Here is a 25,347-nt window from a genome sequence, read left to right as displayed (position 1 = left end):
CGTTTTATCCTTTGCTGGAACCGAGCGTGAGGCCGGCCACGAATTGGCGCTGCAGCACGAGGTAGATGATCAGGGTGGGTATCACGGTGATGGTGGCACCGGCCGCCAGGAGGTTGTAGTTGCTGAGGAACTCGCCCTGCAGGTTATTGATGGCCGTCGTGATGGGCAGCCGGTTTCCGCTTTGGATGAAGAGCAGCGGCCAGAAGAAATCGTTGTAGATGAAGATGACTTCCAGGGTTCCGAGCGCCGCGAGGGCGGGCCGGCACAGCGGCAGGATGATGTTCCAGTACTGCCGCCAGATCCCGGCCCCGTCCACCAGTGCGGCTTCCGTCAGGTCGGACGAGAGGGCCTTCATGTAGTTGGAAAGCACGAAGGTGCAAAAACCGATCTGGAACGCAGTGTCCACAGCGATCACCGAGATGTAGGTGTTGAGCAGGTTGCCGGAATCGCTGAAGGAGTACGGCAGCGTGACATGTTTGAACATCTCGAACAACGGAGCCGCCAGGACCTGCGGCGGCAGGAGGTTGCCGGCCGTAAACATGATCAGGAGCGTGACGTTGAACTTCCAGCTCACCCTGGAGACGGCGAATGCCATCATCGAGGCGAAGAACAAGGTCAGGAGCACCGAGGGGACGGTGATGATCACCGAGTTCAGGAGGTATTTCGAGAATCCGCCTTGGGTCCAGGCCGTGATGAAGTTGTCGAAATTGAAAGTGCCGCCAAGGCTGAAGTAGCCGTATTTGTCCGTGTCCGCCTTGGGACGCAAAGCCGTGAACAAGGACCAACCCAGCGGAATAAGCCACATGATGGCCATGACGGTCAGGAAGATGTGGGTCCCGTAGTGGCGTTTGCCGGAGTTCCTGGCGCCCGTGGCTGTTGTACGCGGGATGGGGTTGGCGAGGGTGCTCATGCCTTGCTCTCCTTGCCGAAGGTGCGGATGAGGTAGAAGACGATGGGGATCAGCGAGATGACCAGGAGAATGACCGCGAGGGACGAGCCGACGCCGATCACCTGGCCTTCGCCGATCAGGTTCTGGATCACCAGGGCGCTGATCAATTCAAGGCCGTTGGTCCCTCGGTTGATGACGTACACAATGTCGAAGGCACGGAGCGACTCGATGATCGTGATCACCACGATCACGATGTTCACTGGGCGCATAGCCGGGAAGACGATGCGGAAGAACGTCTGCGCGGCGCTGGCGCCGTCAATCGATGCCGCTTCTCGCAGTGAGGGGTCCACGCCTTTGAGCCCGGCCAAGTACAGGATCATGACGTAGCCCGCGTGGCGCCACGTTGCCGCAACCATGGCCGCCCAGATATTCACGTTCGAATTTCCGAACCAGTCCACGGCTTGTGGTGTGCCCGCCGTGCCCAGGAGGTAGTTCAGCAGTCCGCTGTCCCGGTTGTAGAAAAGCTGCCAGATGATGCCGATGAGGGCCAGCGACAACATGACCGGTGTAAAGAAGATGCTCTGGTAGATCTTGCTGCCGCGGATCTTCTGGTCCAGGAGCACTGCCAGCAGCAGGCCGAGGGGTGTTGCGATCAGGGCCAGGAAGACGAGCCAGAGGACGTTGTGTTGAATAGCGGGCCAGAACGGGGGATAGTCCTGGACCACGTAGTGGTAGTTGTCCGTCCCTGCGGCCTTGATGTCCTTCAGGTCCAGGCCGTTCCAGCGGGTGAAGCTCAGCGCGATGGAGAAGAGCGTGGGCAGCCAGACAAGCAGGAGCTGGATCAGGGTAGGCACGCCCACCATGATGGCGAGGACGAATTTGTCGCGGCGCGTGAGGCGGCGGACCCTGCCTGCTTTGCCGGTCCGCCTGCCGGTGCCGGGCTGGCTCTTGCCGGCCGTGGTTCGCCCGGCAGCACCGGGTTCGCTGTCCGGTGCTGCCGGTTTCTCGGCGGTAGTACTCATGGGGATTCCTTCAGCTACTGGGCTGCGTAAAGGGTCTTGGCCTGCGCTTCAAGGTTCTTGACGTCCACGGTGCCGTCCTTGATGAAGGACTGCAGCGCGGGGATCATCACGTTGTTGGCCATGGCAGGGAGGGCGTCACGGTCCAGGAACTGGCTGATGTACTTGGCGTTGGAGATGGTGTCTGCACACTTCTTGTTCAGCGGGGTGAACTTTGACGTGTCGGCGCCCTTGACGGTGGCGATGTTGGAGCCATCCACGGCTGAATAGGCGTTCTGGCCTTCGGCGGATCCCATGAACGCCAGGAAGTCGTGAGCCGCCTTGTTGTCGCCGCCCTTCTTGGACAGGAGCAATCCGTCGATGGGGGCCTCGACGGCGTCGGTGCCTTCCACCGCGATTTCCGGGAACGGGAAGAAATCGATGTCCGCCAGCACGGCGGGATCCGTGAATTGCTGGGTCACGAACGAACCCAACAGGTACATGCCGGTCTTCTTGGCTTCGAGTGCCTTGGCCGCGTCCTGCCAGGTCTGGCCGAGGGCGTTGGGGTCCTGGAACGGCAGGAGGGCCTTCCAGGTGTCGAAGACGTCGCTGACCTTCTTCTGGTCCCAGCTTTCCTTGTGGGCGGTCAGGTCCACGTGGAACTGGTAGCCGTTGAGGCGCATGTTGATGTAGTCGAAGGTGCCCATGGCCGGCCAGCCGTCCTTGTCCGCGAAGCCGATGGGGATGATGCCGTCGGACTTCATCTTGGTGGCCAAGGTCTTCAGCTCATCGAAGGTCTTGGGGACTGCGTAGCCCTTCTCGGCCCAGAAGCTCTTCCGGTAGAAGAAGCCCCACGGGTAGTTGTAGTTGGGGACCAGGTACATCTTGCCGTCCGGGCCGGTGGAGGCCTTCTTCATGGCGTCGGAGAAGTTGCTGCCGATCGTTGCCCAGACGTCGTCTACGGGAGCCAGGAGGCCCTTGCCCGCGTAGTACTGCATGCGGTAGCCGGCGAACCACGTGAAGGCATCGTCGGGGCTGCCCTGGAGGTAGGAGTTGATCTTGTTCTGGAAGTCGTTGTGCGGGACGACGTTGGTGGCCACCGTGATGCCGGACTTCTTGGTGAAGGCATCGGTGACGGCTTTGTAGGCGGCCTTGGGAACATCGTCCGAGGAACCCGAGCCGAAGGTCAGGCTGTTCGAGGAAGCTCCGGGAGCCGGTCCGGATCCGCCGGTGCAAGCAGCCAGCAGCGGAATGCCGGCGAGCCCAGCAGCGCCTATACCGAGCGTTTTCAGGATGGTGCGGCGTCCAGGGCCGGCGTTGTGGGCCGACTGGAACGGGTCAAGATTCGCTGCCATGTTCTCTCCCTTGAAAGCGTGGTGCTTGTGAGTTATCTCACGTAGAACTCGACTATAACCGCTCAAAAGAGAACATGAAAGAACTAAATATAACATTCTTGCGACGGTGGGTTTTAAGACAAGAACGGCGGTCCTCCCGGGAGAGAACCGCCGCCCTTGCGTGGTGCCTTGGCGCTTTTGTTTGCTTGCAGCAGGGCCTACTTCTTCAGCGACTCGGCGATCTGGGTCATGATGGTCGGATCGGACAGGGTGGTGGCATCGCCCACTTCGCGGCCTTCTGCGACGTCCTTGAGGAGGCGGCGCATGATCTTGCCCGAGCGGGTCTTGGGCAGTTCGGGGACCACGAGGATGTGCTTGGGTTTGGCGATGGGGCCGATCTCCTTGCCCACGTGGTTGCGCAGCTCCAGGACGGTGGCGTCGCCGCTGTTGACGGCGTCCCCGCGCAGGATGACGAACGCGACCACGGCCTGGCCGGTGGTTTCGTCGGAAGCCCCGACGACGGCGGCCTCCGCCACCCACGGGTGGGACACGAGCGCGGATTCGATTTCGGTGGTGGAGAGCCGGTGCCCGGAGACGTTCATGACGTCATCCACCCGGCCCAGGAGCCACACGTCTCCGTCTTCGTCTTTCTTGGCCCCGTCCCCGGCGAAGTACATGCCCTCGAAGCGGGACCAGTAGGTGTCCTTGAACCGTTCCGGGTCCCCCCAGATGCCGCGCAGCATCGCGGGCCAGGGTTCGCGGACCACGAGGTAGCCGCCGTGCCCGTCCGGGACGGATTCGCCGGCCTCGTCCACGACGTCGATCGCGATGCCCGGCAGCGGGACCTGCGCCGAACCCGGCTTGGTCGCCGTCACCCCCGGAAGCGGCGCGATCATCTGCGCGCCGGTCTCGGTCTGCCACCAGGTGTCCACGATCGGGGCAGGGTGTTCCTTCTTTTCCCCGTTCTTCCCGGCGTTGGAGCCGATGACGTCCCGGTACCACATCCAGGCCTCGGGGTTGATGGGCTCACCCACCGAGCCCAGGACCCGGATCGAGGACAGATCGTACTTGCCCGGGATGTCCCGGCCCCACTTCATGAACGTCCGGATCGCCGTGGGGGCGGTGTAGAGGATGGAGACCTTGTACTTCTCCACGATTTCCCACCAGCGGCCCTGGTGCGGGGAATCCGGGGTGCCCTCGTACATGACCTGGGTGGCGCCGTTCACGAGCGGGGCGTAGGCGACGTACGAGTGGCCGGTGACCCATCCGACGTCGGCGGTGCACCAGAACACATCCGTTTCCGGGTGCAGGTCGAAGACCGCCTTGTGCGTGTAGGCGGTCTGGGTCAGGTATCCGCCGGTGGTGTGCAGGATGCCCTTGGGCTTGCCCGTGGTCCCTGAGGTGTACAGGATGAACAGCGGGTGCTCGGCGTCATGCCCGACGGCGGTGTGCTCGCCCGAGGCGGCGCCCACGGTGTCCTCCCACCACTGGTCCCGGCCCTCGTGCCAGTCCACGGGCTGGCCGTTGCGCTTGACCACCACGACGTTCCGGACCGAATGGCCTTCCTTGGACAGGGCCTGGTCCACGGCGGGCTTGAGCGGGCTGGGCTTCCCGCGGCGGTAGGTGCCGTCGGCGGTGACCACGAGCTTGGCCTCGGCGTCATCGATCCTCGAGCGCAGCGCATCTGCGGAGAAGCCGCCGAAGACCACCGAGTGCACGGCCCCGATCCGGGCACAGGCCAGCATGGTGATGACGGCTTCGGGGATCATGGGCAGGTACACGGCCACCCGGTCGCCCTTGGCCACACCGAGCGACTCGAAGGCGTTGGCGGCCTTCTTGACCTCTTCGGTCAGCTGCGCGTAGGTGTAGGAGCGGGTGTCGCCCGGTTCGCCTTCGAAATGGATGGCCACCCGGTCCCCGAGCCCGTTCTCCACGTGCCGGTCCAGGGCGTTGTACGCGGCATTGACCTTGCCGCCGACGAACCACTTCGCAAACGGCGGGTTGGACCAGTCCAGGGCTTCGGTGAAGTCCGTGTCCCAGTCCAGCAGTTCCCGGGCCTGCCTGGCCCAGAACGCGGGACGGTCCGCATTGGCTTCCGCATAGACTTCGGCGCCGACTACCGCGTTGGCCGCGAACTCAGGGGTGGGCGCGAACTTCCGGTTTTCGTGAAGAAGGTTTTCGAGGGCGTCGCCGTTGCCTGCCCCGTCGGATCCGGGTGCAGCGGTGGTCGTCGATCCATTGGCGTCCTGGGACATGTGAACCTCATCATTCATCGATCTCTGCCGCGCGGTTGTCCCGTGTCGGGGCCGCCCCACGCGCCAATCGTGCACGGCGTTGGGCTGCGGCGCCTCACGGGATTCCGCAAAGAGCTTTTCCGGAACCCACCTTAGCGTTTTGAGCCGACAACAAGTGTCTGCGGTCACAATCCGGACCGTGAGCGGCCGGTGATTCGCGCCGAACGGTGCTGAAGGCTTTCGCTTGGCTCCCAAGGCGGGGAATATTACGGCGTGGCGTGCCTGCCTCCGCGCCGATGCCAACTAGTGGACTGTCAGATGCGTGGCATAGGCTGAAGAGGTCTCGAGACGCGAGAACTTGCCGCCCGGTCCGGCCCGGAAATTACTGGGTGCAGCCTTGGGCGGCGGCGTCCGGAACACCGCCGTACTAAGGAGATTTGCACATGAACCAGACGAGCCAAGGTCCGAAATACGGTGCACTCGCGCCCGGGTCGGCCCCCGAAGCAGCAGCTGGATCCGGGGCGCCAGAGCCCGGCAGCGTGACCTCCCCGAAGTACCAGGCCGTGCTGGGTCCGTTCACTATCCGGGACCTGACCGTTTTCGGCTCCACCTTGGTGATGTTTGTGGGGTCCCTCCTGCCGATGTTTGGCGGGCGCTATAACTTGTGGAACCTCGACAACCTTTTCTTCCTGGCACTCGGGATCATTCTTCCCCTCGTCGTTACCGCCTTGTTCGTTGCCCGGCGCCTGCAGCCGGGGAACATCGTGAGGATCGGTTCCCTTTCGACTGACCAGTTTGCTTCCGTCGTGGCGTCGTTCGCCCTGACCCTGTTCTTCCTGTCCGCAGCAGGCGCGTTTACCGTCTTCGTGCTCGTCGGACTTATCGGCTCTCTAGGTCTTCTGGCCGCGACGGTCCTGGCTCCCCACTTGCCGTTCCTCCGCGACGATTTCCAGGACCGTGCAGAACAGCCAGCTCACGTTGTGGCCCGGGAATCGACCGTTCCAACCCGCAAGCCTGCGGTGCCGAAGCCGGCCAAGCCCAAGCCGGAGCCTGCCAGCACGGCACCGGCCAGCTTGGCAGCAGAGGAGATCCCCGCCGCTGCCGCGCCGGCACCTGCCACAGCCGCGCCTGTCGCTGCCCCGGAAACGGCCGCTCCTGCGGCCACCAACGAACCTGTCCCTGAACCCGCAGCCACCGAAGCCGCCGCCGTCGCGCCTGCCGGGCCGGCCGCCGTCGTACCCGCCGAGACTGCAGTTGCCGACCGCGGGCGGGAGGTGTACGCGCCGACGCCCGAGGAGCCCAAGCACCTGCCTACTGCCACCATGGCTACGCCCATTGTCGGCGGTCCGGAGGCAGGCTCGGGACCCGCCACCCAGCACATCGGCACGGTCGATCAGCACCGGGTTCACGAGCCCATCGGCGCCACCGTCGATCCAGCCACGCGAACGGACGAATCCGGCCACGCCTCCGGGTACGAGGCATTCTGGTTCGCCGTGGCCCATCCCCGCGTCGTTGTCGACGAGCACACCGGCATGCCCGCCTTCACCATCGAACCGGGCGCGTGGGTCCTGGCCCTCGAAGACCGCGGCGCGGAATTCCTCGTGCAGGATACTGACGGCAGTGTGGGCGTCCTGCGCGATCTCAGCCACATCGAACGCGGCTAGCCCGGCCCGCCGTGGACACCGTCGTCGAAACCCCGCTGGCTTTGAAGCGGCGTGCGCGCAAGATCAACAAGGCGCTTGCTGAGCTCTATCCCTACGCCCACGCTGAGCTTGATTTCCGGAATCCGTTCGAGTTGGTCGTGGCCACGGTGCTGTCCGCCCAGACTACCGATGTGCTGGTCAACCAGGTCACCAAGATCCTGTTCGCACGCTATCCGGATGCCCGGAGCATGGCCGAGGCCGAGCTTGCCGAGCTGGAGGCGATCCTGCAGCCCACCGGCTTCTTCCGTGCCAAGGCAAAGAACGTCCTGGCGCTCAGCACGCGTTTGGTGGACGAGTTCGACGGCGAGGTTCCCGGCCGGCTGGAAGACCTGGTGACACTGCCCGGCGTCGGGCGCAAAACGGCGAATGTGGTACTTGGCAACGCGTTCGGTGTCCCGGGAATCACCGTAGACACGCATTTTGGCAGGCTCGCGCGCAGGTTTGGCTGGACGACGTCCGAGGACCCGGTGAAGATCGAGTTCGATGTCGCCGAGCTGTTCGAGCCCAAGGACTGGACCATGCTGTCCCACCGCGTTGTTTTCCACGGCCGCAGGGTTTGCCACGCGCGCAGGCCGGCGTGCGGAGCGTGTGCAGTGGCCAACTGGTGCCCGAGTTACGGTGAAGGCGAAAAGGATCCCGTCAAAGCAGCCAAGTTGCTCAAATACGAACTGGCGCCCGGCAACGAAGCGCTTCTCGCACAGTTGCTTGCCGAGACCCACCGCGCGGCGGAGATTCGCATGGAATCGCAAAGGAGGCCGGCATGACGGCGCTCGAGGATCTCGTCAGCCTCATCACCAGGATCGATTCGGGCCTCCATCCCGGCCCTGATCCACGGATTGCCGCTGCAACCGTCGATCCGGACAAGGCACGGAAAGCGGCCGTGCTCATGCTCTTCGGCGTCTTGGACGACGTCCCCGCCCAATCCGGGAAACCAGTGGCCCCCGCGGACTTGGACGTCTTGCTGCTGGAGCGCGCCCACACCCTGGACGACCATCCCGGGCAGGTGGCGTTCCCAGGCGGCAGCATCGATCCCGGGGATGAGTCAGCCGTCGCGGCAGCCCTCCGGGAAGCGGTGGAGGAGACAGGCCTGGACAGCGGTGGCGTCCAGGTGCTGGGTGTCATGCCGGAACTCGGCCTGATCCGCAGCAATTTTGTGGTCACGCCGGTCTTGGCGTGGTGGGCGTCGCCGTCGCCCGTGAGGGTGGTGGACTACGCCGAATCCGCCCAGGTGTTTCGCGTACCGGTGCGTGATCTCCTGGATCCCGACAATCGATACACCGGGACGCTCACGAGGCTCGGCCGGACTTTCTCGAGCCCGGTCTTCCAAGTCAACGGGCTCGTGGTCTGGGGTTTCACCGGGATGGTGCTCAGCGGTTTGTTCGACGCTTTGGGCTGGACGGTTCCGTGGGACACGGAGCGCGTGCTTGAGATCGAGATCTAGCCTCTAGCAATGTGCCTTGCGCAGGCAGACCGCTCGCCCGCCACTGGCTCCGGCTATGCCGCGCGCCGGACGGTTTTTGAGCGATCCACGACGATGCCCGTGGCGGCATTTTCGCGCACGGCGTTGATGCCGTCCACTACGGCTTTCAGGTGTTTGAACCGTGGCGATTCCGCCACCAAGGTTCCATCGGCGGCCGTCAACCGAAACCGGTAGCCGTCTTCGCCGTCTTTGAGAATTTCGAATCGTCCAGCCATTTTGCTGTTCCCCCTTGGATACTGCCCGCACAGTGACTTGCGCAGTGAGTGCGTCTTTGCACTGTGGCGCCCCTCACGTCGAACGCCACAAGACGAGACTATCGAGAAGGAAGGGGCGTGCTGAAGTTACTTTGGGGTACATTACTTGCCCGGGTCATGCCGGGTTCGTTTCCGCCATATGACTCGCTTTCGGGGCCGCCGGCGGTTATGGTTCCGGGCTTCAAAAGATCAGTGCGCGCCGTGGTGCCGGCACCGGATATTCGGCGATTGCCATCCGGAACTCTTCCTCCGCGCTGAGTCGCCGCCGGACCTCCATCGATTCCAGCCTCTGGGCATCTTCCGCGTCGACGCCGGGGTTTTTCGCCAGTTCCCTGATCCATTCGCCGGCCACGACAGCGTCATGTTGCTCACCCAACAACCGCTGCAGGGCGATCGCCGGTTGGATCACGCCCGAAGCGTGATGGCTGAAGGCGTCTGCAACTGCCTCCACTGAGTAACGGAGGCACTTGACGTCTTTGCGCGCCTGGTGGAGTGCGGCGTTACGGACCTCCGGGTCGTTGCTGCCTGCCTGCTCCGCGAGGCTGTGCTGCAACCGCTCCCACCGGCCTTGGAGGCGCTCCGCGAGGTCCGCCGTCGGGTGCTTGTATTCCCTTGCGGTGGGCACTTCCAACAGGGCTGCCCTTGCGGCCCGCACCGTGCGTTTGCTGCGCTTGTGCCCACCCAGGGCAGCGGCCAGCCGGGCGCTGGACGCTTCCAGTTCCTCCACGGCCTGGCGCACGGTCCCGGGGTTTTTCCACGAGTCCTTGGTGTCCAGGGACAGCCGTATCCTTTGCGCCAGGACATAAGCGTCCCTGGACTCGCCGAGCGAAGTTGCGAGCCAACTGACTTCCTCGCGGGCGGTCCGGGGGAGTTTGGGAATCATGCCGCGATAACAGCTAAGCACTGAACGGAGCCGGCGAAGGGCGAGCCTGGCGTTGTGTACGGCTTCCGGATCGGCCGCTGCAACCAGCGGCAATTGTCCTTCCAGAGCGGTCAGTTGGAAGGCGATGTATGCAGCCAGCGGTGCGTGGCCTTTGTGTCCCACGGGGCAATCGTCCTCTGCTGTCGGGCGCGGGGCAATAGCGCCGATTACTTCGCTTTGTCGTAGGAATCGACGACGGCGACGCTCACCGGAAATTCCACCGGAACCCGCCCGAACAGCAGTTCCTTCGCTGCGGCTGCGGCCTCTTCGATGGCCTTGATGCACGCTTCCACCGACTCTGCAGGCGCGTGGACCATGACTTCGTCGTGCAGGAAGAACACGAGTTCCCCGGCAGGCAGGCCGTCGGCACGCGCGGTGCGCAACCGCCGTCGAAGTTCGGCAAGCCAGCACGACGCCCAGTCCGCCGCGGAACCCTGCACCACGAAGTTCCGCGTGAAACGGCCCCGCGAGCGGGCGATGCTGTCCGCACGCCGCTGTTCTTCCGCCGTCGTGGATTGTTGGCTGCGGATCCAGCGTTCCGACGGCGGCGGGCTGCTGCGCCCCAACCTTGAGGTCACGGTGCGGCCGCCTTCGCCGTCGCGGGCTGCCTGTTCCACGAAGCCGACTGCCCGGGGATAGGTCCGGGTCAACTGTGGCATGAGGCGCCCGGATTCGCCCGTGGTGGCACCGTAAATTGCGCCCAGCAGGGCGATCTTGGCCTTCGAACGGTCGCCGCCGAAACCCTGCGCGGCGATACCGGCGTACAAGTCCTTGTCCCGGGCAGCCTCGGCCATCTTCGAATCCTGCGCGAGCGCCACCAGAACCCGGGGTTCGAGCTGGGAGGCGTCCGCGACGATCAATTTGTGCCCCGGGTCGGCATGCACCGCGCCCCGGATCTGGCGGGGGATCTGCAACGCCCCGCCTCCCCTGGACGCCCAACGACCGGAAACCACGCCCCCCACCACGTACTCGGGGCGGAACCGCCCGTCGCTCACCCACGCGTCCAGCCACGACCAGCCGTTGGCAGCGAACAAACGGGAGAGCTTCTTGTACTCCAGCAGTGGCTCGATGGCAGGATGCTTCGATTCCTTGAGTTCCCACTGGCGGGTGGTTTTTACTTCGATCCCGTTCCGATGGAGTGCACGCATGAGGTCCTGGGGTGAATCCGGATTCAGCTTCGGAGAGTGGAGAATCCCGCGAAGCTCGTTGCAGAGAGCTTCGAGCCTGGCCGGCCGATGGCCGGCGGGTGGGCGGGGACCCAAGTGGCCTTCCAGGATTTCTTCGTGCAGCGCCTCCTGCCACGGCACACCCGTGAACTGCATTTCGGCGGCGATCATGGCACCGGCGGATTCCGCAGCCAGCAGCAGTTTCAATCGGTGCTGCCGGCCTTCTTCCTTGGAAGCCTGGCCGAGCGCATGTTGCTGGGCCGCGAATTCGGCCCGGATCTCGTCCAGGCTTGGCTGGGTGCTGCGCGGGACCAAGTCGTCGAACAGCGCGTCCTGCTCGGCGGGCGGCGGGGGAGGCTGGAGGACCCGCGGCGGAACCGGCATTTCGTCGTCTTGCGTGAGCTTTTCCGCGCTGCGGGCATAGTCCGTGTGGGCCGTGAACTCAGAATGCACCAGAATGGCGCGGCAGAGTGTGAGGTCGTGGCAACGCTCCAATTCCACCCCGGCCTGGAGCATCGCCGGGTACCAATCCTGCGTCCGGTTCCAGACCCAGCGCGGACGGCTCTTCTCCAACCCGCTGACGACGACGGCGAGATCCGCCTTTCGGACCGCGCGTGGCTCCGCCACGGCTACTCCGGCAGCGTTGATTTCCTGAATGGCTGCGCCGTCTGGATGGGCGGCGAGCAGCAGGTACATGCTGACAATTCTGCCCTGTGATTCCGTGGAAGCTTGCACTTTGCGGACAGTTGCCGTCCGCAAGCTTGTGGCCTGGTGCAGTGTTTGGGGGCGATGCTGTCCGGGGTGCAGTGTCCGGGGCGATGCAGTCCGCACGCGGACCCGTCCCCCACAGGGGTCGTTGTGGGTGCTTTGTCCACATACGCCGATACGGGCCTTCAATGCCCGTGGTGAAACGGAAAGAGTGGCTTCATGAGCGGGCAACATCTTGAGCGGAACCACAGACCCGGCGGAAGCCGGGCTGCCGCTGACGGGGCGCGCGGTTCGACGGTGCTTCAACGTGGCCACCCCCTTCCCGGAAGATCCGGTCCACGGTCCGGGACGAAGCCAGATCGGGACTCCGGGGAGCCGTGGCTTCCCGCCAGTTCCGGCGATGTCCTTCTGGTGACGGGGAACGTCCGGCTACAAGCCGAAACCGAAAGGATCGCGGCCGCTGTCGGTGCCAGTCTCCGGACAACGATGGATCTATCGGCAGCCTTCCCCATGTGGGATACGGCGAGGATGGTGCTTCTTGGCAGCGATATCCGCGACCTTCCGCCCCGTCGTCGTGCACCTTCCGTCTTGCTGGGCCTCAACGGTGAAGGGGACTCGTTGTGGCATTTGGGAGCGGCCCTGGGGGCCGAACGTGTGGCCGTGTTGCCGGAAGCCGCAGCCTGGCTGGCGGAGCACCTCGGTAGCTCGGATGATCCAGACCCCGGAGGGTTGGTGCTCGGCGTGACAGGAGGATGCGGCGGTGCGGGTGCGTCCACGGCTGCGGTCTGGCTGGCGCAGGAAGCGGCCGTCCACGGAATCCGGACGCTGCTGGTTGATGGCGATTCGCGCGGAGGAGGCCTTGAGCTTTGCCTGGCAGCTGAAGATGCGCCAGGACTGCGCTGGCCCGATCTCGCCGATGCCAGCGGCAGCATCGGTACCGGGCAGCTAAGCGACTCATTGCCGATCGCCGGCGGATTCTCCTTCCTGTCCTGGCCGGGCAGCCGCGACCGCCCTCTGGATGTGGAGCCCGGGGCCGTCGCGGCCGTCCTTGATGCGGCGAGGCGGGGATATGAGCTGATCATTGTCGACATCGGCCGCGGAACGGAGTCGCTTGGCAGCTTTGCCTGGGACTGCGACAGGATTCTTCTCCTGGCACCGGCCCAACTCCGCGCAGCCGTCGCCGCGGCCAGGCTTCTCCAGGAGCTGCCGCCGGTGGACACAGCCTTGGTGGTCCGTGGAAATGCCGGTGCTGCCCTGGACGGACCGCTCATAGCCGAGTCACTGGGACTGCCCCTTCATGGCTTGCTCCCCGAGCTCCGCGGCACCGGCGCGGCCGCTGAGCTCGGACGCCTTCTGGAATTCGGCAAGCGCAAGGCCGTGCGTCGCTTTGCGGAATCCGTACTTCAACTACTCGACGACGGCGCAGTATGAGTGCCCCTGGGTTTCCAAACGGCGAGCGCCGTCGCAACACGCGTCTCCTCGACGCCGCACTCCTTGAAAGCGTCCGGGAAACCGTCATGGCCGACGCCGGTCCAGTGACTCCGTCACGCGTGGCAGCGGCCGTCCATGCCACGGGCAGGCTACTCGGGACCGCGGGGGCGCTCGCCGCCGTCGAATCCATCAGCGCCGAACTGAGCGGACTTGGACCTCTCCAACAGCTCGCCCGCGATGCCTCAGTGACGGACATCTTCGTGAATGGCCCGGACTCGGTGTGGTTCGACCGCGGCAAGGGGCTGGAGCGGGCGCAGGTGCACTTCGACGGCGAACCTCAAATCCGTGCCTTGGCCTCCCGGCTCGTGGCGGCCGGTGGACGCCGTTTGGACGACAGCTCGCCGTGCGTCGATGTCCGCCTGGACGGCGGATACCGGGTGCACGCAGTGTTGCCTCCGATTTCCACTGCCGGAACTTTGTTGTCCGTTCGGATTCGGCGCGAGGAGGTTTTCTCGATCGACGAGTTGCGTGCGGGAGGCATGTTCGGGGCACCGGTCCAGCAGGTGTTGCAGGCCATGGTTGATCGCAGGCTGAGCTTCCTGATCAGCGGTGCCACCGGTTCCGGAAAGACCACATTGCTGTCCACGATGCTCGGCTTGAGCAGCCCGCATGATCGGCTCGTCCTGATTGAGGACGCCTCGGAGCTGAACCCGGTGCACCCGCACGTGGTTTCCCTTGAGTCCAGGCACGGGAACCTTGAAGGCGGTGGCGCTCTCGATCTTGGCGAACTCGTTCGGCAAGCACTGCGGATGCGGCCGGACCGGTTGATCGTGGGTGAGTGCCGGGGCGCAGAAGTCCGTGAGCTGTTGACGGCACTCAATACCGGCCACACGGGTGGCGGTGGCACAATCCACGCAAACACCGCCTCCGCGGTCCCGGCCAGGCTGGTGGCGTTGGGTGCGCTCGCAGGCTTGAGCCGGGAAGCCGTTCAACTGCAGCTTTCAACGGCATTGGACGCAGTGGTCCACGTCGAGCGGACGCCGGCCGGCAGAAGAGTTTCCTGCATTGGATTGTTGGCGGTGGGCGCGTCCGCCCCATCGATCGTGCCTGCCGTGGAAATGCCGGCGGGTGTTGCTGTCCCTGGTCCCGCTTGGGGGGACCTCGCAGATCGCCTTGAACTGGACCCTGGGCTCCTGCCCGGGCCCCTGCCCGGCTCGCAACGACCGATCTCGCGCCCGGATCACCTTGGAGCTGTCGCGTGAGCGGATTCCTCATTCTCGTCCTGGCGGCCGCTGCATGGGTTTTCTTCCAACCGTCCCGGCGACTTGGCAAACGGGTAGTGCGTGCCCTGCCTCGTGCTCCCTTGCATGGGGCTGGCGCTGGCGCTGGGGCTGGGGCTGTGGCAGGGGCCGGGGCCGGGGCAGGCGCTGGGGCGCGCGTGCCGGTGCGGCGCTCCCGCGCGGACGCATTGCCGCTCACGATACTCGTACAGCAGTTGGCCGCCCTCCTCCGGGGCGGCCGTTCGACGTCGCGCCTCTGGGAGGAACTCTGGATTGTGCATGGACCCAGGGATCACCGCATTCGTTCGGTCGACTCGGAGGACCGCAAAGTGCGAGCTAAGGCCCTGGCATTACCCAAGGTGTCGGATGGGTCTCTTCAGGTTCTCGCAGCGGCGCGGGCGGCATCGATGAACGGGGCCTCGGTCGCCGAAGCCATCAGATCGTCGGCAGCGAAGAATCTTAGGGGGAGGAGTCCGCTGGAACATCGAATCTGGGGAGAACTTGCCGCCTGCCTGGACGTCGCGGAGGCGAGTGGTTGTCCATTAGCCGACGTGCTGACCAGATTCGCCTCCCAGCTTGAGGCCGAGGACGACGCCGGCGATGCCCGGCAGACTGCCTTGGCCGGCCCGAAAGCCACTGTGCGCCTTCTGACATGGCTGCCGGTGTTCGGCTTGGGGCTGGGCATGATGCTTGGGGTGGATCCGTTGGGGGTCCTGTTGGCCAACGGCTTGGGATTGGCGGCGCTCGCGGCCGGGGGTGTCCTGACTGTCACCGGCAGAATCTGGTCATCCCGGTTGGTGCACGTCGCGGCGGGCGTTGACTGATGGGCTCGGCATTCGCAGCCATCGCAGTGTCCCTCGTGCTGGTCTTTGCGGCAATTCTCGGGCTGGCCTATCAAGGACGAACCCGGCGGCGCTCAATCCTCCGGACACTTCGCGGCCCACTCGGAAGCAACGGCCCGATGAACAACACCAGCCGGGGCGAGGCGGCGGGCACTCTCCGGAATCCCGATGGGCAGGGAGGCTTGCGCAATGTGCCCATGATCCTTGAGTTGGTGGCCGCCATGCTCGACTCCGGGGCGGGCCTCGGACGGTCCCTTGAGTTGATCGCCGGATGCGCGTCCCCGCAGCTTAGCCGCTCCCTGAAGGCGGTGGTTGCTGCCCTCGATATCGGAACGGACTGGGAGACGGCATGGCGGAGTGCGGGCCAGCAGTGCGCTGAAGCGCGCAAGCTCAAGGATGCGCTCGCCTTCGCCGCCCTGACCGGCGCACCATCCTCGGCGATCCTCTTTGCCCAGGCAGCTCGACTGCGGCGTGAAAAGTTCAGGGTGGCGGAAAAGCGCGCTGCCGCGCTCGGAGTGAAACTCGTGATTCCACTGGGTCTGTGTTCCTTGCCGGCCTTCATCTGTCTTGGTGTGGTCCCGGTGCTGTTGGCCATGCTTCCGTCCGGGGGATAGCTGGCGGCCCCGCCCGGGGGGATTGCTGGCGGCCCCGCCAGGGGCGGCGCCCGAGTCCCTCGCAAGCCAGTTTCCCTCCACAGGAACGTTCAGAAGCGAGTTTTCCACTTAGGAGATTTGGGGCCTTTCGAAGCCCACATGCCAACGGAAGAGTCGAAGTAGAGCCGGCGGCCAAGCCGGCCCCGCAGAAAGGAACCGAAATGAACGCAACCGTCGATACCGCCCAGGCGCCGCAGGACGTCCATGCCCCCCGGGCTGCCCTGGCACTCGCCCAGGCATCTCCTCCTCGGCCGGAGGCCGAGGTCCTCGAATTGTTCCCGGGCGCACAGGGAAGCAGGCCCGTTCGGCTGCCAACCCACCCGCATTCCACCGCCGAAGCAGGCCGTGCGCGGCCGAGCGACGGTTCTGCCGTTCCGAGACGGTCGAAGGTGCGGCTCATGGGATCCGAGCTTGGGATGGCGACGGCCGAATATGCCATCGCAACCCTTGCCGCCGTGGGCTTCGCCGGACTCTTGGTGGTCATCCTTCGCAGCGAGGAAGTACGTGGCTTCCTCCTCAACCTCATTCGTAGCGCGCTCTCCCTGCCATGACACCGCGGTGGGGTTCAAAGCGCCATGCCGGGAATTCGATCCGTCAGTTGGCATTGGTTTGGGGGCTCGCCGTAAAGCTAGCCCGGGCGGCTGGCGTTATGCGGCAGCGGACTCCTTCGATCAGACGGCCTCCTTCGACGGAGAAGCTAGATGGCACGCGCAAGCACCGTAGGCGAGATGCTTTCCTTGCGAGGGGCCGTGGCGCCGTCACCGCTGAATTCGCCGTGGCACTACCCTCTGTCCTGCTTCTCTTGGCCCTGCTTCTCGCGGGATCGGCCGCGGGGATTACACAGCTTCGCTTGGAAGAGGCGGCCAGGGCGGGTGCCAGGGCCCTCGCCCGGGGAGACGGCCATTCAACCGTCGACGGCATCGTTCGGATGCTGGCAGGCGATGCTGCCTCGGCCGTCATTGCCGAAGACGGCGAATGGATCAAGGTCACAGTCTCCGCCCGGGTCGTCGGCCCGTTGGGCTCCTTTGTCCCATGGAGGCTTTCGGCGACGGCATCGGCGAGGGGAGAGGCCCCGCAGTCGTCGGCGGCCACCGTTCCGTTCCTCACTGCCCGGGACGGGGTTGTGGATTTCAGGGGTGCTGTGACGATGGCAGGGCTCCAAACCGCTGTGGAAGAGGTCGCGGCGTGAGGGCAGGTAGCGCCCGCGCCGGCGACGGGGGTCCGGTTGCTGAAAACGGTTCGGGAACCATCCGCGCTAGCGGTGACGCTCGGGTTGCTGAAAACGGTTCGGGAACCATCCGCGCCAGCGATAGTTGCGGCGAGACTGCGCGCGGCGTGAGGGCAGGTAGCGCCCGCGTCGGCGACGGGGTTCGGGTTGCTGAAAACGGTTCTGGAACCATCCTGGCTGTTGCTCTGGGCCTCGTTGTCATGGCCTGCTTGGCGGCGGCGCTGACCCTGGCCCAAGCCATGGCGATGGCCCACCGCGCAGCGTCTGCCGCCGATCTCGCGGCGCTCGCAGGAGCCGACGCGGCCCGCGGCCTGACAACCGGAGATCCTTGTTTGCTCGCCAGCGAAACGGCCGCGCAGCATGGAGCTTCGTTGACGGCGTGCACGGTGGGCGTAGGCGGGATCGTGGAAGTCCGCACTGAGCTGGACCGCGGCGCAGTCTTCGGGACCGCGACCGGCAGAGCCCGGGCCGGTCCGCCGCCCTAGAACCGCCGCCCTAGAACCGCCGCCCTAGAACAGCGCCCTAGAACCGCCGCCCTAAATCGTGCGCCTAGGACGCGTCGCGCAGCAGCACGTCGATCAGGGTGACCGCTGCGTCCTTGTCGAGCGGATTGTTCTTGTTGCCGCATTTGGGGGACTGGACGCAGGAAGGGCAGCCGGTGTCACACTCGCAGGCTTTGATGGCGTCCCTTGTGGCGGTCAACCACACTTTGGCTTTTTCGAAGCCGCGCTCGGCAAATCCGGCACCGCCTGGATGGCCGTCGTACACAAAGATCGTGGGAACTCCGGTGTCGGCGTGGAGCGCTGTTGAGACTCCACCAATATCCCAACGATCACTTGAAGCGACCAGCGGCAGAAGCCCGATGGCGGCATGCTCGGCGGCGTGAAGGGCACCCGGGAACTGGGCCTCGACAAGGCCTGCGCTAGTCAGCGAACGGTTGTGGACCACAAACCATACCGCCTTGGTGAAAAGATCCCTGGCCCCGAGTTCCAGCGGTTCTTCCCCCAAAACCTCGTTGGAAATCAGTGCCTTACGTTGGAAGGAGACTACCTGTGTTGTTACTTTCACTTCGCCGAAGTGAACCGCGATGTCCCCCCATTCCATGGTCCGGAGAGTCTGCAGGACCTCGATCTGCGTCACGTCCCGTGCCGTGGTGTAGTAGTCCGGGTTGGTTCGACGAACCACCACGCAATGGTCCTCTTCGTTCAGTTCCTCGACCAAGTAGCTGTCGCCTTGGTGCACATAGATCGCGCCCGTATGCGCCTGGTAGTGCGTCTGTGGCGAGTCCATGGTGCCTAACAGGGAGCCAGTCTCGGAGTCCACGATGCTTACGGGGCCGCCGCCATCTGCGCGGAGGTTTACCATGGCCGCGGCGCTCTCGGGATGGGTCCAGAACCAGCCCGCGGCCCGTTTCCGCAGGTACCCCTGTTGCACCAACTGATTCAGCAGGGATTCGGACGTCGACCCGAACAGCTCAAGTTCAGCCACACCGATCGGGAGCTCGGCCGCTGCCGCGCACAGATGGGGGCCGAGCACGTAGGGGTTTCCGGGATCGAAGACGGTGGCCTCGACCGACACGTCAAAGATCGCCTCCGGATGGTTGACGAGGTATGTGTCCAAAGGATCGTCGCTGGCCACGAACGCGGCAATAGCGTTTTGGCCTGCCCGGCCGGCCCGTCCGATCTGTTGGAACAGGGAAGCCCTCGTCCCGGGCCAGCCGGCTACCAGCACGGCGTCCAGCCCGGAAATGTCGATACCCAATTCCAATGCCGACGTGCTGGACACCCCAAGCAGCTCACCGGAACGCAAAGCCTTTTCCAAAGCCCGTCTCTCCTCGGGGAGATAGCCGGAGCGGTACGCAGCAACCCGCTGGGGCAGGCTGGGATCCACTTCGTCGAGGAGGCGCTTGGTGATAGACGAAATTGTCTCCGCGCCGCGCCTGGACTTGATGAAGGCGATGGTCCGCACACGGGAGGACACGAGGTTGGCCAGCAGGTCCGCGGTCTCGGCGACGGCGGTCCTGCGGGATTTTGCCCCGTTTTCGCCCTTCAGCTCGGTCAGGGCAGGTTCCCAGAATGCCACCGTCGTGGAGCCATGAGGTGAACAGTCCTCGGAAATTTCGCGGACGGGGGTGCCGATGAGCCGGGCGAAGGATGTGCCCGGGTCCGACGCAGTCGCCGACGCCGCAATGAACACCGGTTCAGGAAAGGAGGTGCCGGCACCGTAGTAGGCACAGATTCGCCGGAGCCTCCGCATGAGGTTGGCGACGTGGGACCCGAACACCCCGCGGTAGCTATGGGCCTCGTCCACGATGACGTACCGGAGCCTGCGGAAGAAGCGGGCCCACCACATGTGGTTGGGCAGGATCCCGAAGTGCAACATGTCGGGGTTTGCGAGGATGAAGTTGGCATGATCACGGATCCAGCGGCGCTGGGACTGCTCGGTGTCGCCGTCGTAGGTTTCAGCCCGGACCGTGGGGAGCTTGAGCGCGCGGATCGCTGCCAACTGGTCGGCTGCAAGTGCCTTGGTGGGGGAGAGATACAGGGTGACGGCACCGTTGTCGTGGATCTTGCCCGGCTCTGACTGCACCCGCAACTCTGAACGATGGATGGCGTCGAGGGCAGGCAGCTGGTAGGCGAGCGACTTTCCGGAGGCGGTCCCGGTGGCAATGACGACGTTTTGGCCGGAGTGGGCGAGCTCGGCTGCTTCGATCTGGTGCCGGTACGGTTCGTGGATGCCCAAGGATCCGTAAGCGGCAACCACATCGGGGTGGGCCCAGCCCGGCCACGCCTCGTGGACCGCCTGGCGAGCTGGAATGGTGCGGACATGTCGCAACTGCTCCGGGTCCGGGCTCCTGCCCAGAAGGGAGATCATCGATTCAGTTGCGTTCACGTGAACATTCTGTCATTGCGCCGGAAACCGACCGGCGCCGAACCTCGGCTACGCCACAGACAGGTCAGTCTCGTCGACCGATTTGGTGGACATCATGAGCACCTGGCACACGTGCTTCCAGCCAAGGTGGGAGTAGAGATGCTGTCCGTCCAAGGAAGCGAGGAGCAGGCCGCTTTCAACATCGTATTGAAATGCCTGCGCGGCGAGGGCTTTCATGATGAAACTGCCCAGTCCCCGGCGCTGGTAGTTGGGCTCGGTGACGATTTTGTCGAACACCGCTGTCTGCTTGACTACGTATACCTGTCCGCTGGCCGCCACCTCTTCGCCGGCATGGACCACGGCGTAGTGGACGCCCTTGCTTTCGGAAGTGGTGAGCTTGAGGTCGTCATCCGAGAGCCACGGATCCTCGGCATCTTGCGTCCCCATGTCCACGATCATCATGGTCTGGGAATCGGAGGTGACGTTCAAGCCGTTCTCGCGAGCCAATTGGGTGTAGCGTCCTGCGTCGTTCGTGAGGATCGTCAAAATGCGGGTGTCCGCCTGGGCGGTCTTGGCGGCCAGTTCGGCGAACTCGTCATCCGAGGGGTCGTAGGCAAAGTATTCCCAGTCGCCGGTTTTGTCTGCACGCAGGGCTGCCGGGAACCGGCCTTCCTTTCGCGTTTCGTAACTCCGGGACCCGGCCCAGCCAGCCACCCAGACGTCGAGCAGCTCAGCGATGTCTTCAACCAAGGCTTCGTGACTCATGTAGAGAGACTATGCCAGCGGTCTGGGAATCAACAGGGGCCGTCAGTAACAGCTCCATTAACACTTAGAGTGACCGAACGGCGGCCCGACTCATGGGTTTGGGGCCAGCAAGTACCCTTAAATACGTGGCTTTAAACAGAATTGTGCTCTTCTATGGCTTTACTCCGATCGCTGACCCGGACGCCGTGCGGCTCTGGCAGCGCGCCCTGTGCGAGAAGCTCGGCCTGACCGGGCGGATCCTTATTTCGCGGGACGGCATCAACGCCACAGTTGGTGGGGAACTGAACAACGTCAAGCAGTACGTGAAGACCACCAAGGAATACAAGGGCTTCCACGATATCGACTTCAAATGGTCCGAAGGCGGCGCCGACGACTTTCCGAGGCTCAGCGTCAAGGTTCGCGATGAGATCGTGTCCTTCGGCGCCCCCGGTGAACTGAAGGTGGACGAGAACGGCGTCGTCGGCGGTGGCACCCACCTTCAGCCCGAAGAGCTCCACGCACTGCTGGAGGAAAAGAAGGCTTCAGGGCAGGACGTGAAGTTCTTCGATGGACGGAACGCCTTCGAAGCCCAGATCGGCAAATTCAAGGACGCGATCGTTCCCGACGTCGCCACCACACACGACTTCATCAAGGAACTCGACTCGGGAAAATACGACGATCTCAAGGACCAGCCCGTAGTCACGTACTGCACAGGCGGAATCCGGTGCGAAGTCCTTTCCAGCCTGATGGTGAACCGCGGCTTCAAGGAGGTTTACCAACTCGACGGCGGGATTGTCCGCTACGGCGAGACCTACAAGGACCAGGGCTTGTGGGAAGGTTCCTTGTACGTTTTCGACAAGCGCATGCACATGGAATTCAGTGAGGATGCCAAGACCATTGGCCAATGCGTCCGCTGCCAGGCGCCCACCAACAAGTTTGAAAACTGCTCCAATTTGAGCTGCCGCAACCTCACGCTGTATTGCGCCGAATGTGCCTCGAGCCCGGAAACGCTGCGTTGCCCGGAAGGCTGCGCGGCCTAGCCCCGGTCATCAGATCCGGCTCACCCCGGTACGCGAAGTTTGCCTGCGCATTTGCGGTGATCGTGATGCCCAGGACGGCGTCTGTCTCCAGTTGCAGGACCTTGACCCTCGTGGTGCCGCAGCGCAGCATTACCTCGATGAGGACTTCGCTCCCGTTCCGCACAGTGAATTCGGTGCTGCGGGTACCTCGGCACGCCAGAGTCACTGCATACGTTCCCCCAGGAAGCTGGGTGGTCTCTTCGTCGCGGGACTCTCCAGCGGACAGCAGGTCGAAGCTGCTGTAAAAGGACAGCCCGTTCACGTCTGGAAGCACGTCTTGCGCCCAAGCCTTCAGCGCATCGCCCGTGACGGTCTGTCCAAGGGCCGGGTCGCGGGTCAACACCGGATCCGTGATCACCGCCGACGGCGGACTGCTCGCCGCGGCACGGCCGTCCTCGTAGGTGTATTCGCACGAGGCCAAAGTGCCGCACGCGAGCACACCACAAAGCACGACGGCGGGAATCGCCGGCGGCGTCGTCGCAACCTTCAGGGCGCGTGCCCACCCCATAGTCCGACTCTACGCCCGGCCGCAGCCGGGAACGAAGCGGCAGTTACGAAGCCGGTACCAGTTGGTATGCGTAGATCACGGGTGCATCGACGCTGCTTGTGCTGATGCTCAGTGGGCCGGCCGAGGGAATCTTGATGCGGGACGTTTCGCGGCTGCCATTGCACGCAGCCCCGGCCTCGGTGATCTGCGTGCCACCCGAGGAAACGTCGAAGAATGCCTTGCCGCCGCCGTCGCAGGCCACAGTCAGGGTGTAGCTTCCGGCAGCGACATTTGCGAAGTTCTTGACCAAGGGGTCACGGTTCGGGATTTTTCCTGAGTCCTCCAGGACCACCCCGGCCGCCGACGGCATGGTGGTCGCCTTCCACGCGGGGATGTCGGCGTTGGAGACAGATCCGCCGGAGGAGCACGCCGTCATCGCCAGGGTGGCAGCGCCAACGACCAAAAGAGCAGCGCGACGCCAAGTGGAGGGGTGAAATGCCATGATTCAACGCTACCTGCTCGAATGCCTCCCCGCCGACGCAGGCGATCACGCGGCCGCCCACCCACCAGCCCGGATAGACTTGCACAGTGACTGATCCCGCAATGCCCGCCATCTTTGGGACCGCCCCGAAAACCACCACCCTCGACGCTCCCCGCAGCGACCTTCCCGAGCTGCTCACGGCGCTCGCCGACGACCTGCGGAACGTTGGCTACACCGTGGACGGAGTGGCAGGACTTCTTGGGGAGTCCGCCCACGCGGCCCTCGCCCGGGATCAGCTCATCCCTGCACTCATCGCCACCGAACCGGCTGACTCCGCCGGAGACCCGGCGACGGACGGCGCGAAGGCCGCGCTCGCCGTCGTCGTGCGCTTGTGGCTTCTCGCTGTCCCGCAAACCGAAGACGACGTCGACACCGCCCTGCCGCGCATCCGCACCTCGGGCCTGGTGGAACTTGGCTTGGTAGAGAAGAACGACGGCGGTGCTGTCGCGGCGAAGGTGGATTTGCGGCCGTACGGCTGGGAATGCGACTCCGGAGCAGACAACAGCGGGAGCGGCGGCGCGGAACTGTGGGTTTCCAGCGATCTCGCCGCCCACCAGCAGCCGGGCGTGCTCCGGCATGACCATGTGCTGGGCATCGGGCAGGCATCCACCACCCTTGTCCAGACCACGATCCGGCGGCACTCGAAACGCGCCCTTGACCTCGGGACGGGCTGTGGAATCCAGACTTTCCACCTCCTGCACCACAGCGAGCATGTCACCGCCACAGACATCTCCGAACGGGCCCTCGCGTTCACCCGCTTCAACCTGATGCTCAATGCCGAGGCCCTCCACCTGGACCCGGCCGATCTCGAGTCCCGGGTGAGCCTGCGGCTGGGCTCGCTCCTGGAACCGGTCGCGGGTGAGACTTTCGATTTGGTGGTGTCCAATCCGCCTTTCGTCATTACCCCGCGCAGTGCCGGCGAGCATTCTTCGGATCAATTCACCTACCGCGACGGCGGCCTGCCCGGCGACGACATCGTGGCCAACCTCGTCCGAACCTTGCCCGACGTCCTGGCGCCCGGCGGCACGGCGCAGATGCTCGGCAACTGGGAAATCCCTGCAGGCAGCCGCTGGAGCGAACGGCCCGCGTCGTGGCTGGCAGGGTCCGGCACGGAGGCATGGTTCATCCAACGGGAACAGGTGAGTCCGGAGCTGTACGCGGAGACCTGGTTGCAGGACGCCTCCGAGGGCCGCGACCGTAAGCTCTACCGTGACGCCTACGCCGCCTACCTGCAGGATTTCGCGTCCCGCAACGTGGACGCCATTGGCTTCGGAATGATCTGGCTGCGGCGGCCCGAAAGCCCGCGTCCGGGAGATGCGCCCGCCCGCTTCGAGGAAATCACGTACCCCATCGAGCAACCGATCGGCCCGCACCTCGCCGCCGCCGTCGAACGCGCCGATTGGCTCGATGCCCACGAACTCTCAGAGGCCCACTTGGTGGTGGCCGAGGACGTGACCGAGGAACGCCACCAGCGGCCCGGCGCCGAACACCCCGGCGTCATCTTGCTGCGCCAGGGCGCGGGACTGCGCCGGACGAACCTGTTGAGCACCGAGCTGGCCGGTTTCGTGTCGGCATGTGACGGCGAGCTGTCCGTCCGCCAGCTGATTGGCGCCTTGGCCGCCCTCCTGGGTGGAGACGACGACTTCGACGACGACGCTTTCCGCGCAGGTCTGCTCTCCGACGTCGGTAACCTGGTCCGCGACGGTTTCCTGCTTCCCACGGCATAGGACATTTGCGGCGCCCCCGGCGGATAAACTGTTCCGGTGAATGAAGACAATGGGGTATCCACCGGGCTGGCATCCCCGAAGCGCCGGAAACGGCCCGAGAAGACGGTGGAGATCACCGACCCAAAAGCGATCCGTGCCCTTGCGCATGCCGCCCGGCTTGAGGTCATCTCGGAACTGTATTCCACGCAACTGAGCCGCACGGCCACAGAGCTCGCCGCGCAGACCGGGCTCACGCCGAGCGCCATGAGCTACCACCTGCGGGCCCTCCAGAAATGGGGCATCGTTACTGCCGCGGACAACGAGGGCGATGCACGCGAACGCCGTTGGAAGGCCGCGGGTTCGGACTTCACCATCAAATCCGGCGGCAACGCTCCGAGCCCGGAGATCGCCGTCGTCGAACTCGAACTGGACGCTTTCCGGCGTCGGGCGACTGCATTCACCCGGGCCCGTGGTGAGCGGCGCCAGCGGGGCGAGGCCGCGAACGAGGCAGCCGCCATGGTGTTGTCCAGCGATCTGCTGTACTTGACTCCGGATCAGCGGACGGATCTCAAGGCCAAATTCCAGGAACTCATCAGGTCATATGAGCTCGAGGATCCCACGCGGATTCCCGAAGGAGCGGTGCGAATCGCTACGATGTGGTCGATGATTCCGGACGACCGGACGCCGGCTTCAAGCTAACCCAGAACACTGTTCCTCCACAGCACTTGTGCACATGGAAACGCACGATTCTGCAAAATATGGTGAACTAGGCCAATATGGGCACGAGCCCAAGCAAT

The 25,347-nt window shown here is 64.6% G+C and carries 24 protein-coding genes; 13 read left to right on the top strand and 11 right to left on the bottom strand.

The window, feature by feature from the left end:
- Positions 1 to 4: 4 nt before the first annotated feature.
- The 4 genes from AC1DJB_RS16395 to acs form a co-directional block, all read right to left on the bottom strand.
- Entirely contained in the window at positions 5 to 910 is a 906-nt protein-coding gene (locus AC1DJB_RS16395; RefSeq protein WP_059389492.1) for a carbohydrate ABC transporter permease, read from the bottom strand.
- On the bottom strand, positions 907 to 1,911 hold the full coding sequence (locus AC1DJB_RS16390; RefSeq protein ID WP_059389493.1) for a carbohydrate ABC transporter permease: 1,005 nt from the start codon (positions 1,909 to 1,911) through the stop codon (positions 907 to 909). Before AC1DJB_RS16390 ends, AC1DJB_RS16395 begins: the two co-directional genes overlap by 4 nt.
- 14 nt (positions 1,912 to 1,925) lie before the next feature.
- Positions 1,926 to 3,242, bottom strand: a complete 1,317-nt coding sequence (locus AC1DJB_RS16385; protein WP_306959257.1) for an ABC transporter substrate-binding protein — start codon at positions 3,240 to 3,242, stop codon at positions 1,926 to 1,928.
- A gap of 197 nt (positions 3,243 to 3,439) precedes the next feature.
- Positions 3,440 to 5,476, bottom strand: coding sequence for an acetate--CoA ligase (acs, locus tag AC1DJB_RS16380; RefSeq protein WP_441433127.1), 2,037 nt, complete (start codon positions 5,474 to 5,476; stop codon positions 3,440 to 3,442).
- A gap of 422 nt (positions 5,477 to 5,898) precedes the next feature.
- Between acs and AC1DJB_RS16375 the strand changes: the two genes are divergently transcribed.
- From AC1DJB_RS16375 to AC1DJB_RS16365, 3 genes are read left to right on the top strand one after another with little or no spacing between them, the layout of a single operon-like run.
- Positions 5,899 to 7,119: an MFS transporter gene (locus tag AC1DJB_RS16375; protein WP_441433126.1), complete on the top strand. Its 1,221-nt coding sequence runs from the start codon at positions 5,899 to 5,901 to the stop codon at positions 7,117 to 7,119.
- A gap of 11 nt (positions 7,120 to 7,130) precedes the next feature.
- Complete coding sequence (gene nth, locus AC1DJB_RS16370; RefSeq protein WP_284990347.1) at positions 7,131 to 7,922, top strand: endonuclease III; 792 nt, start codon at positions 7,131 to 7,133, stop codon at positions 7,920 to 7,922.
- Entirely contained in the window at positions 7,919 to 8,599 is a 681-nt protein-coding gene (locus AC1DJB_RS16365) for an NUDIX hydrolase (protein WP_059389496.1), read from the top strand. The genes nth and AC1DJB_RS16365 overlap by 4 nt, the downstream gene beginning before the upstream one ends.
- Positions 8,600 to 8,652: 53 nt before the next feature.
- Here the strand turns inward: AC1DJB_RS16365 and AC1DJB_RS16360 are convergent, their stop codons facing one another.
- The 3 genes from AC1DJB_RS16360 to AC1DJB_RS16350 all read right to left on the bottom strand — a co-directional run bounded on the left by AC1DJB_RS16360 (position 8,653) and on the right by AC1DJB_RS16350 (position 11,676).
- Positions 8,653 to 8,853: a YegP family protein gene (locus tag AC1DJB_RS16360; protein ID WP_084784587.1), complete on the bottom strand. Its 201-nt coding sequence runs from the start codon at positions 8,851 to 8,853 to the stop codon at positions 8,653 to 8,655.
- A gap of 220 nt (positions 8,854 to 9,073) precedes the next feature.
- The gene (locus AC1DJB_RS16355; RefSeq protein ID WP_284990348.1) at positions 9,074 to 9,937 is read right to left on the bottom strand and encodes a CHAD domain-containing protein; all 864 of its coding nucleotides are present in this window, start codon (positions 9,935 to 9,937) and stop codon (positions 9,074 to 9,076) included.
- Between the two features lie 44 nt (positions 9,938 to 9,981).
- A complete protein-coding gene (locus AC1DJB_RS16350; RefSeq protein WP_441433124.1) occupies positions 9,982 to 11,676 on the bottom strand; it encodes a bifunctional 3'-5' exonuclease/DNA polymerase in 1,695 nt (564 codons plus the stop codon).
- Between the two features lie 309 nt (positions 11,677 to 11,985).
- On the opposite strand from AC1DJB_RS16350, the gene ssd reads away from it, so the two are divergent.
- The 7 genes from ssd to AC1DJB_RS16315 all read left to right on the top strand — a co-directional run bounded on the left by ssd (position 11,986) and on the right by AC1DJB_RS16315 (position 17,607).
- A complete protein-coding gene (gene ssd, locus AC1DJB_RS16345) occupies positions 11,986 to 13,119 on the top strand; it encodes a septum site-determining protein Ssd (protein ID WP_441433146.1) in 1,134 nt (377 codons plus the stop codon).
- The gene (locus AC1DJB_RS16340; protein WP_441433123.1) at positions 13,116 to 14,381 is read left to right on the top strand and encodes a TadA family conjugal transfer-associated ATPase; all 1,266 of its coding nucleotides are present in this window, start codon (positions 13,116 to 13,118) and stop codon (positions 14,379 to 14,381) included. Before ssd ends, AC1DJB_RS16340 begins: the two co-directional genes overlap by 4 nt.
- Positions 14,382 to 14,557: 176 nt before the next feature.
- Positions 14,558 to 15,223 carry a hypothetical protein gene (locus AC1DJB_RS16335; protein ID WP_370872163.1) on the top strand — a complete coding sequence of 222 codons (666 nt, stop codon included), beginning with the start codon at positions 14,558 to 14,560 and terminating at the stop codon, positions 15,221 to 15,223.
- Positions 15,223 to 15,855 carry a type II secretion system F family protein gene (locus tag AC1DJB_RS16330; protein ID WP_306959241.1) on the top strand — a complete coding sequence of 211 codons (633 nt, stop codon included), beginning with the start codon at positions 15,223 to 15,225 and terminating at the stop codon, positions 15,853 to 15,855. The genes AC1DJB_RS16335 and AC1DJB_RS16330 overlap by 1 nt, the downstream gene beginning before the upstream one ends.
- Positions 15,856 to 16,055: 200 nt before the next feature.
- Positions 16,056 to 16,445, top strand: coding sequence for a DUF4244 domain-containing protein (locus AC1DJB_RS16325; protein WP_306959239.1), 390 nt, complete (start codon positions 16,056 to 16,058; stop codon positions 16,443 to 16,445).
- Positions 16,446 to 16,564: 119 nt separating this feature from the next.
- Entirely contained in the window at positions 16,565 to 17,083 is a 519-nt protein-coding gene (locus AC1DJB_RS16320) for a TadE family type IV pilus minor pilin (protein ID WP_370872164.1), read from the top strand.
- A complete protein-coding gene (locus AC1DJB_RS16315; protein WP_441433122.1) occupies positions 17,080 to 17,607 on the top strand; it encodes an Rv3654c family TadE-like protein in 528 nt (175 codons plus the stop codon). The genes AC1DJB_RS16320 and AC1DJB_RS16315 overlap by 4 nt, the downstream gene beginning before the upstream one ends.
- 64 nt (positions 17,608 to 17,671) lie before the next feature.
- Here the strand turns inward: AC1DJB_RS16315 and AC1DJB_RS16310 are convergent, their stop codons facing one another.
- Entirely contained in the window at positions 17,672 to 19,996 is a 2,325-nt protein-coding gene (locus tag AC1DJB_RS16310) for a DEAD/DEAH box helicase (RefSeq protein ID WP_441433145.1), read from the bottom strand.
- A gap of 66 nt (positions 19,997 to 20,062) precedes the next feature.
- Positions 20,063 to 20,758: a GNAT family N-acetyltransferase gene (locus AC1DJB_RS16305; protein WP_059389501.1), complete on the bottom strand. Its 696-nt coding sequence runs from the start codon at positions 20,756 to 20,758 to the stop codon at positions 20,063 to 20,065.
- A 125-nt stretch (positions 20,759 to 20,883) separates the two neighbouring features.
- Here AC1DJB_RS16305 and trhO point away from each other — a divergent pair, with 125 nt between their 5' ends.
- Positions 20,884 to 21,777, top strand: a complete 894-nt coding sequence (gene trhO / locus AC1DJB_RS16300) for an oxygen-dependent tRNA uridine(34) hydroxylase TrhO (protein WP_059389502.1) — start codon at positions 20,884 to 20,886, stop codon at positions 21,775 to 21,777.
- On the opposite strand, the gene AC1DJB_RS16295 is transcribed toward trhO, so the two are convergent.
- Both AC1DJB_RS16295 and AC1DJB_RS16290 read right to left on the bottom strand, forming a co-directional pair.
- The gene (locus tag AC1DJB_RS16295) at positions 21,707 to 22,324 is read right to left on the bottom strand and encodes a hypothetical protein (protein WP_441433121.1); all 618 of its coding nucleotides are present in this window, start codon (positions 22,322 to 22,324) and stop codon (positions 21,707 to 21,709) included. The genes trhO and AC1DJB_RS16295 overlap by 71 nt on opposite strands.
- A gap of 43 nt (positions 22,325 to 22,367) precedes the next feature.
- A complete protein-coding gene (locus AC1DJB_RS16290; protein WP_441433120.1) occupies positions 22,368 to 22,805 on the bottom strand; it encodes a hypothetical protein in 438 nt (145 codons plus the stop codon).
- Between the two features lie 101 nt (positions 22,806 to 22,906).
- Between AC1DJB_RS16290 and AC1DJB_RS16285 the strand changes: the two genes are divergently transcribed.
- On the top strand, positions 22,907 to 24,571 hold the full coding sequence (locus tag AC1DJB_RS16285; RefSeq protein ID WP_441433144.1) for a DUF7059 domain-containing protein: 1,665 nt from the start codon (positions 22,907 to 22,909) through the stop codon (positions 24,569 to 24,571).
- A 36-nt stretch (positions 24,572 to 24,607) separates the two neighbouring features.
- On the top strand, positions 24,608 to 25,249 hold the full coding sequence (locus AC1DJB_RS16280) for an ArsR/SmtB family transcription factor (protein ID WP_059389506.1): 642 nt from the start codon (positions 24,608 to 24,610) through the stop codon (positions 25,247 to 25,249).
- Positions 25,250 to 25,347: the final 98 nt, after the last annotated feature.

The organism is Arthrobacter sp. 01T428, from assembly GCF_056398685.1.
This window is presented reverse-complemented; position numbering and strand designations above follow the sequence as displayed.

What these genes read in the sequence shown, in the direction of transcription:
- AC1DJB_RS16360 (WP_084784587.1), bottom strand. Translation starts at nt 8,853, where the DNA reads ATGGCTGGACGATTCGAAATTCTCAAAGACGGCGAAGACGGCTACCGG.
- AC1DJB_RS16285 (WP_441433144.1), top strand. Translation starts at nt 22,907, where the DNA reads ATGCCCGCCATCTTTGGGACCGCCCCGAAAACCACCACCCTCGACGCT.
- AC1DJB_RS16330 (WP_306959241.1), top strand. Translation starts at nt 15,223, where the DNA reads ATGGGCTCGGCATTCGCAGCCATCGCAGTGTCCCTCGTGCTGGTCTTT.
- AC1DJB_RS16375 (WP_441433126.1), top strand. Translation starts at nt 5,899, where the DNA reads ATGAACCAGACGAGCCAAGGTCCGAAATACGGTGCACTCGCGCCCGGG.
- AC1DJB_RS16365 (WP_059389496.1), top strand. Translation starts at nt 7,919, where the DNA reads ATGACGGCGCTCGAGGATCTCGTCAGCCTCATCACCAGGATCGATTCG.
- AC1DJB_RS16350 (WP_441433124.1), bottom strand. Translation starts at nt 11,676, where the DNA reads ATGTACCTGCTGCTCGCCGCCCATCCAGACGGCGCAGCCATTCAGGAA.
- AC1DJB_RS16310 (WP_441433145.1), bottom strand. Translation starts at nt 19,996, where the DNA reads ATGATCTCCCTTCTGGGCAGGAGCCCGGACCCGGAGCAGTTGCGACAT.
- acs (WP_441433127.1), bottom strand. Translation starts at nt 5,476, where the DNA reads ATGTCCCAGGACGCCAATGGATCGACGACCACCGCTGCACCCGGATCC.
- AC1DJB_RS16390 (WP_059389493.1), bottom strand. Translation starts at nt 1,911, where the DNA reads ATGAGTACTACCGCCGAGAAACCGGCAGCACCGGACAGCGAACCCGGT.
- AC1DJB_RS16385 (WP_306959257.1), bottom strand. Translation starts at nt 3,242, where the DNA reads ATGGCAGCGAATCTTGACCCGTTCCAGTCGGCCCACAACGCCGGCCCT.
- AC1DJB_RS16395 (WP_059389492.1), bottom strand. Translation starts at nt 910, where the DNA reads ATGAGCACCCTCGCCAACCCCATCCCGCGTACAACAGCCACGGGCGCC.
- AC1DJB_RS16305 (WP_059389501.1), bottom strand. Translation starts at nt 20,758, where the DNA reads ATGAGTCACGAAGCCTTGGTTGAAGACATCGCTGAGCTGCTCGACGTC.
- AC1DJB_RS16290 (WP_441433120.1), bottom strand. Translation starts at nt 22,805, where the DNA reads ATGGCATTTCACCCCTCCACTTGGCGTCGCGCTGCTCTTTTGGTCGTT.
- AC1DJB_RS16295 (WP_441433121.1), bottom strand. Translation starts at nt 22,324, where the DNA reads ATGGGGTGGGCACGCGCCCTGAAGGTTGCGACGACGCCGCCGGCGATT.
- AC1DJB_RS16340 (WP_441433123.1), top strand. Translation starts at nt 13,116, where the DNA reads ATGAGTGCCCCTGGGTTTCCAAACGGCGAGCGCCGTCGCAACACGCGT.
- AC1DJB_RS16325 (WP_306959239.1), top strand. Translation starts at nt 16,056, where the DNA reads ATGAACGCAACCGTCGATACCGCCCAGGCGCCGCAGGACGTCCATGCC.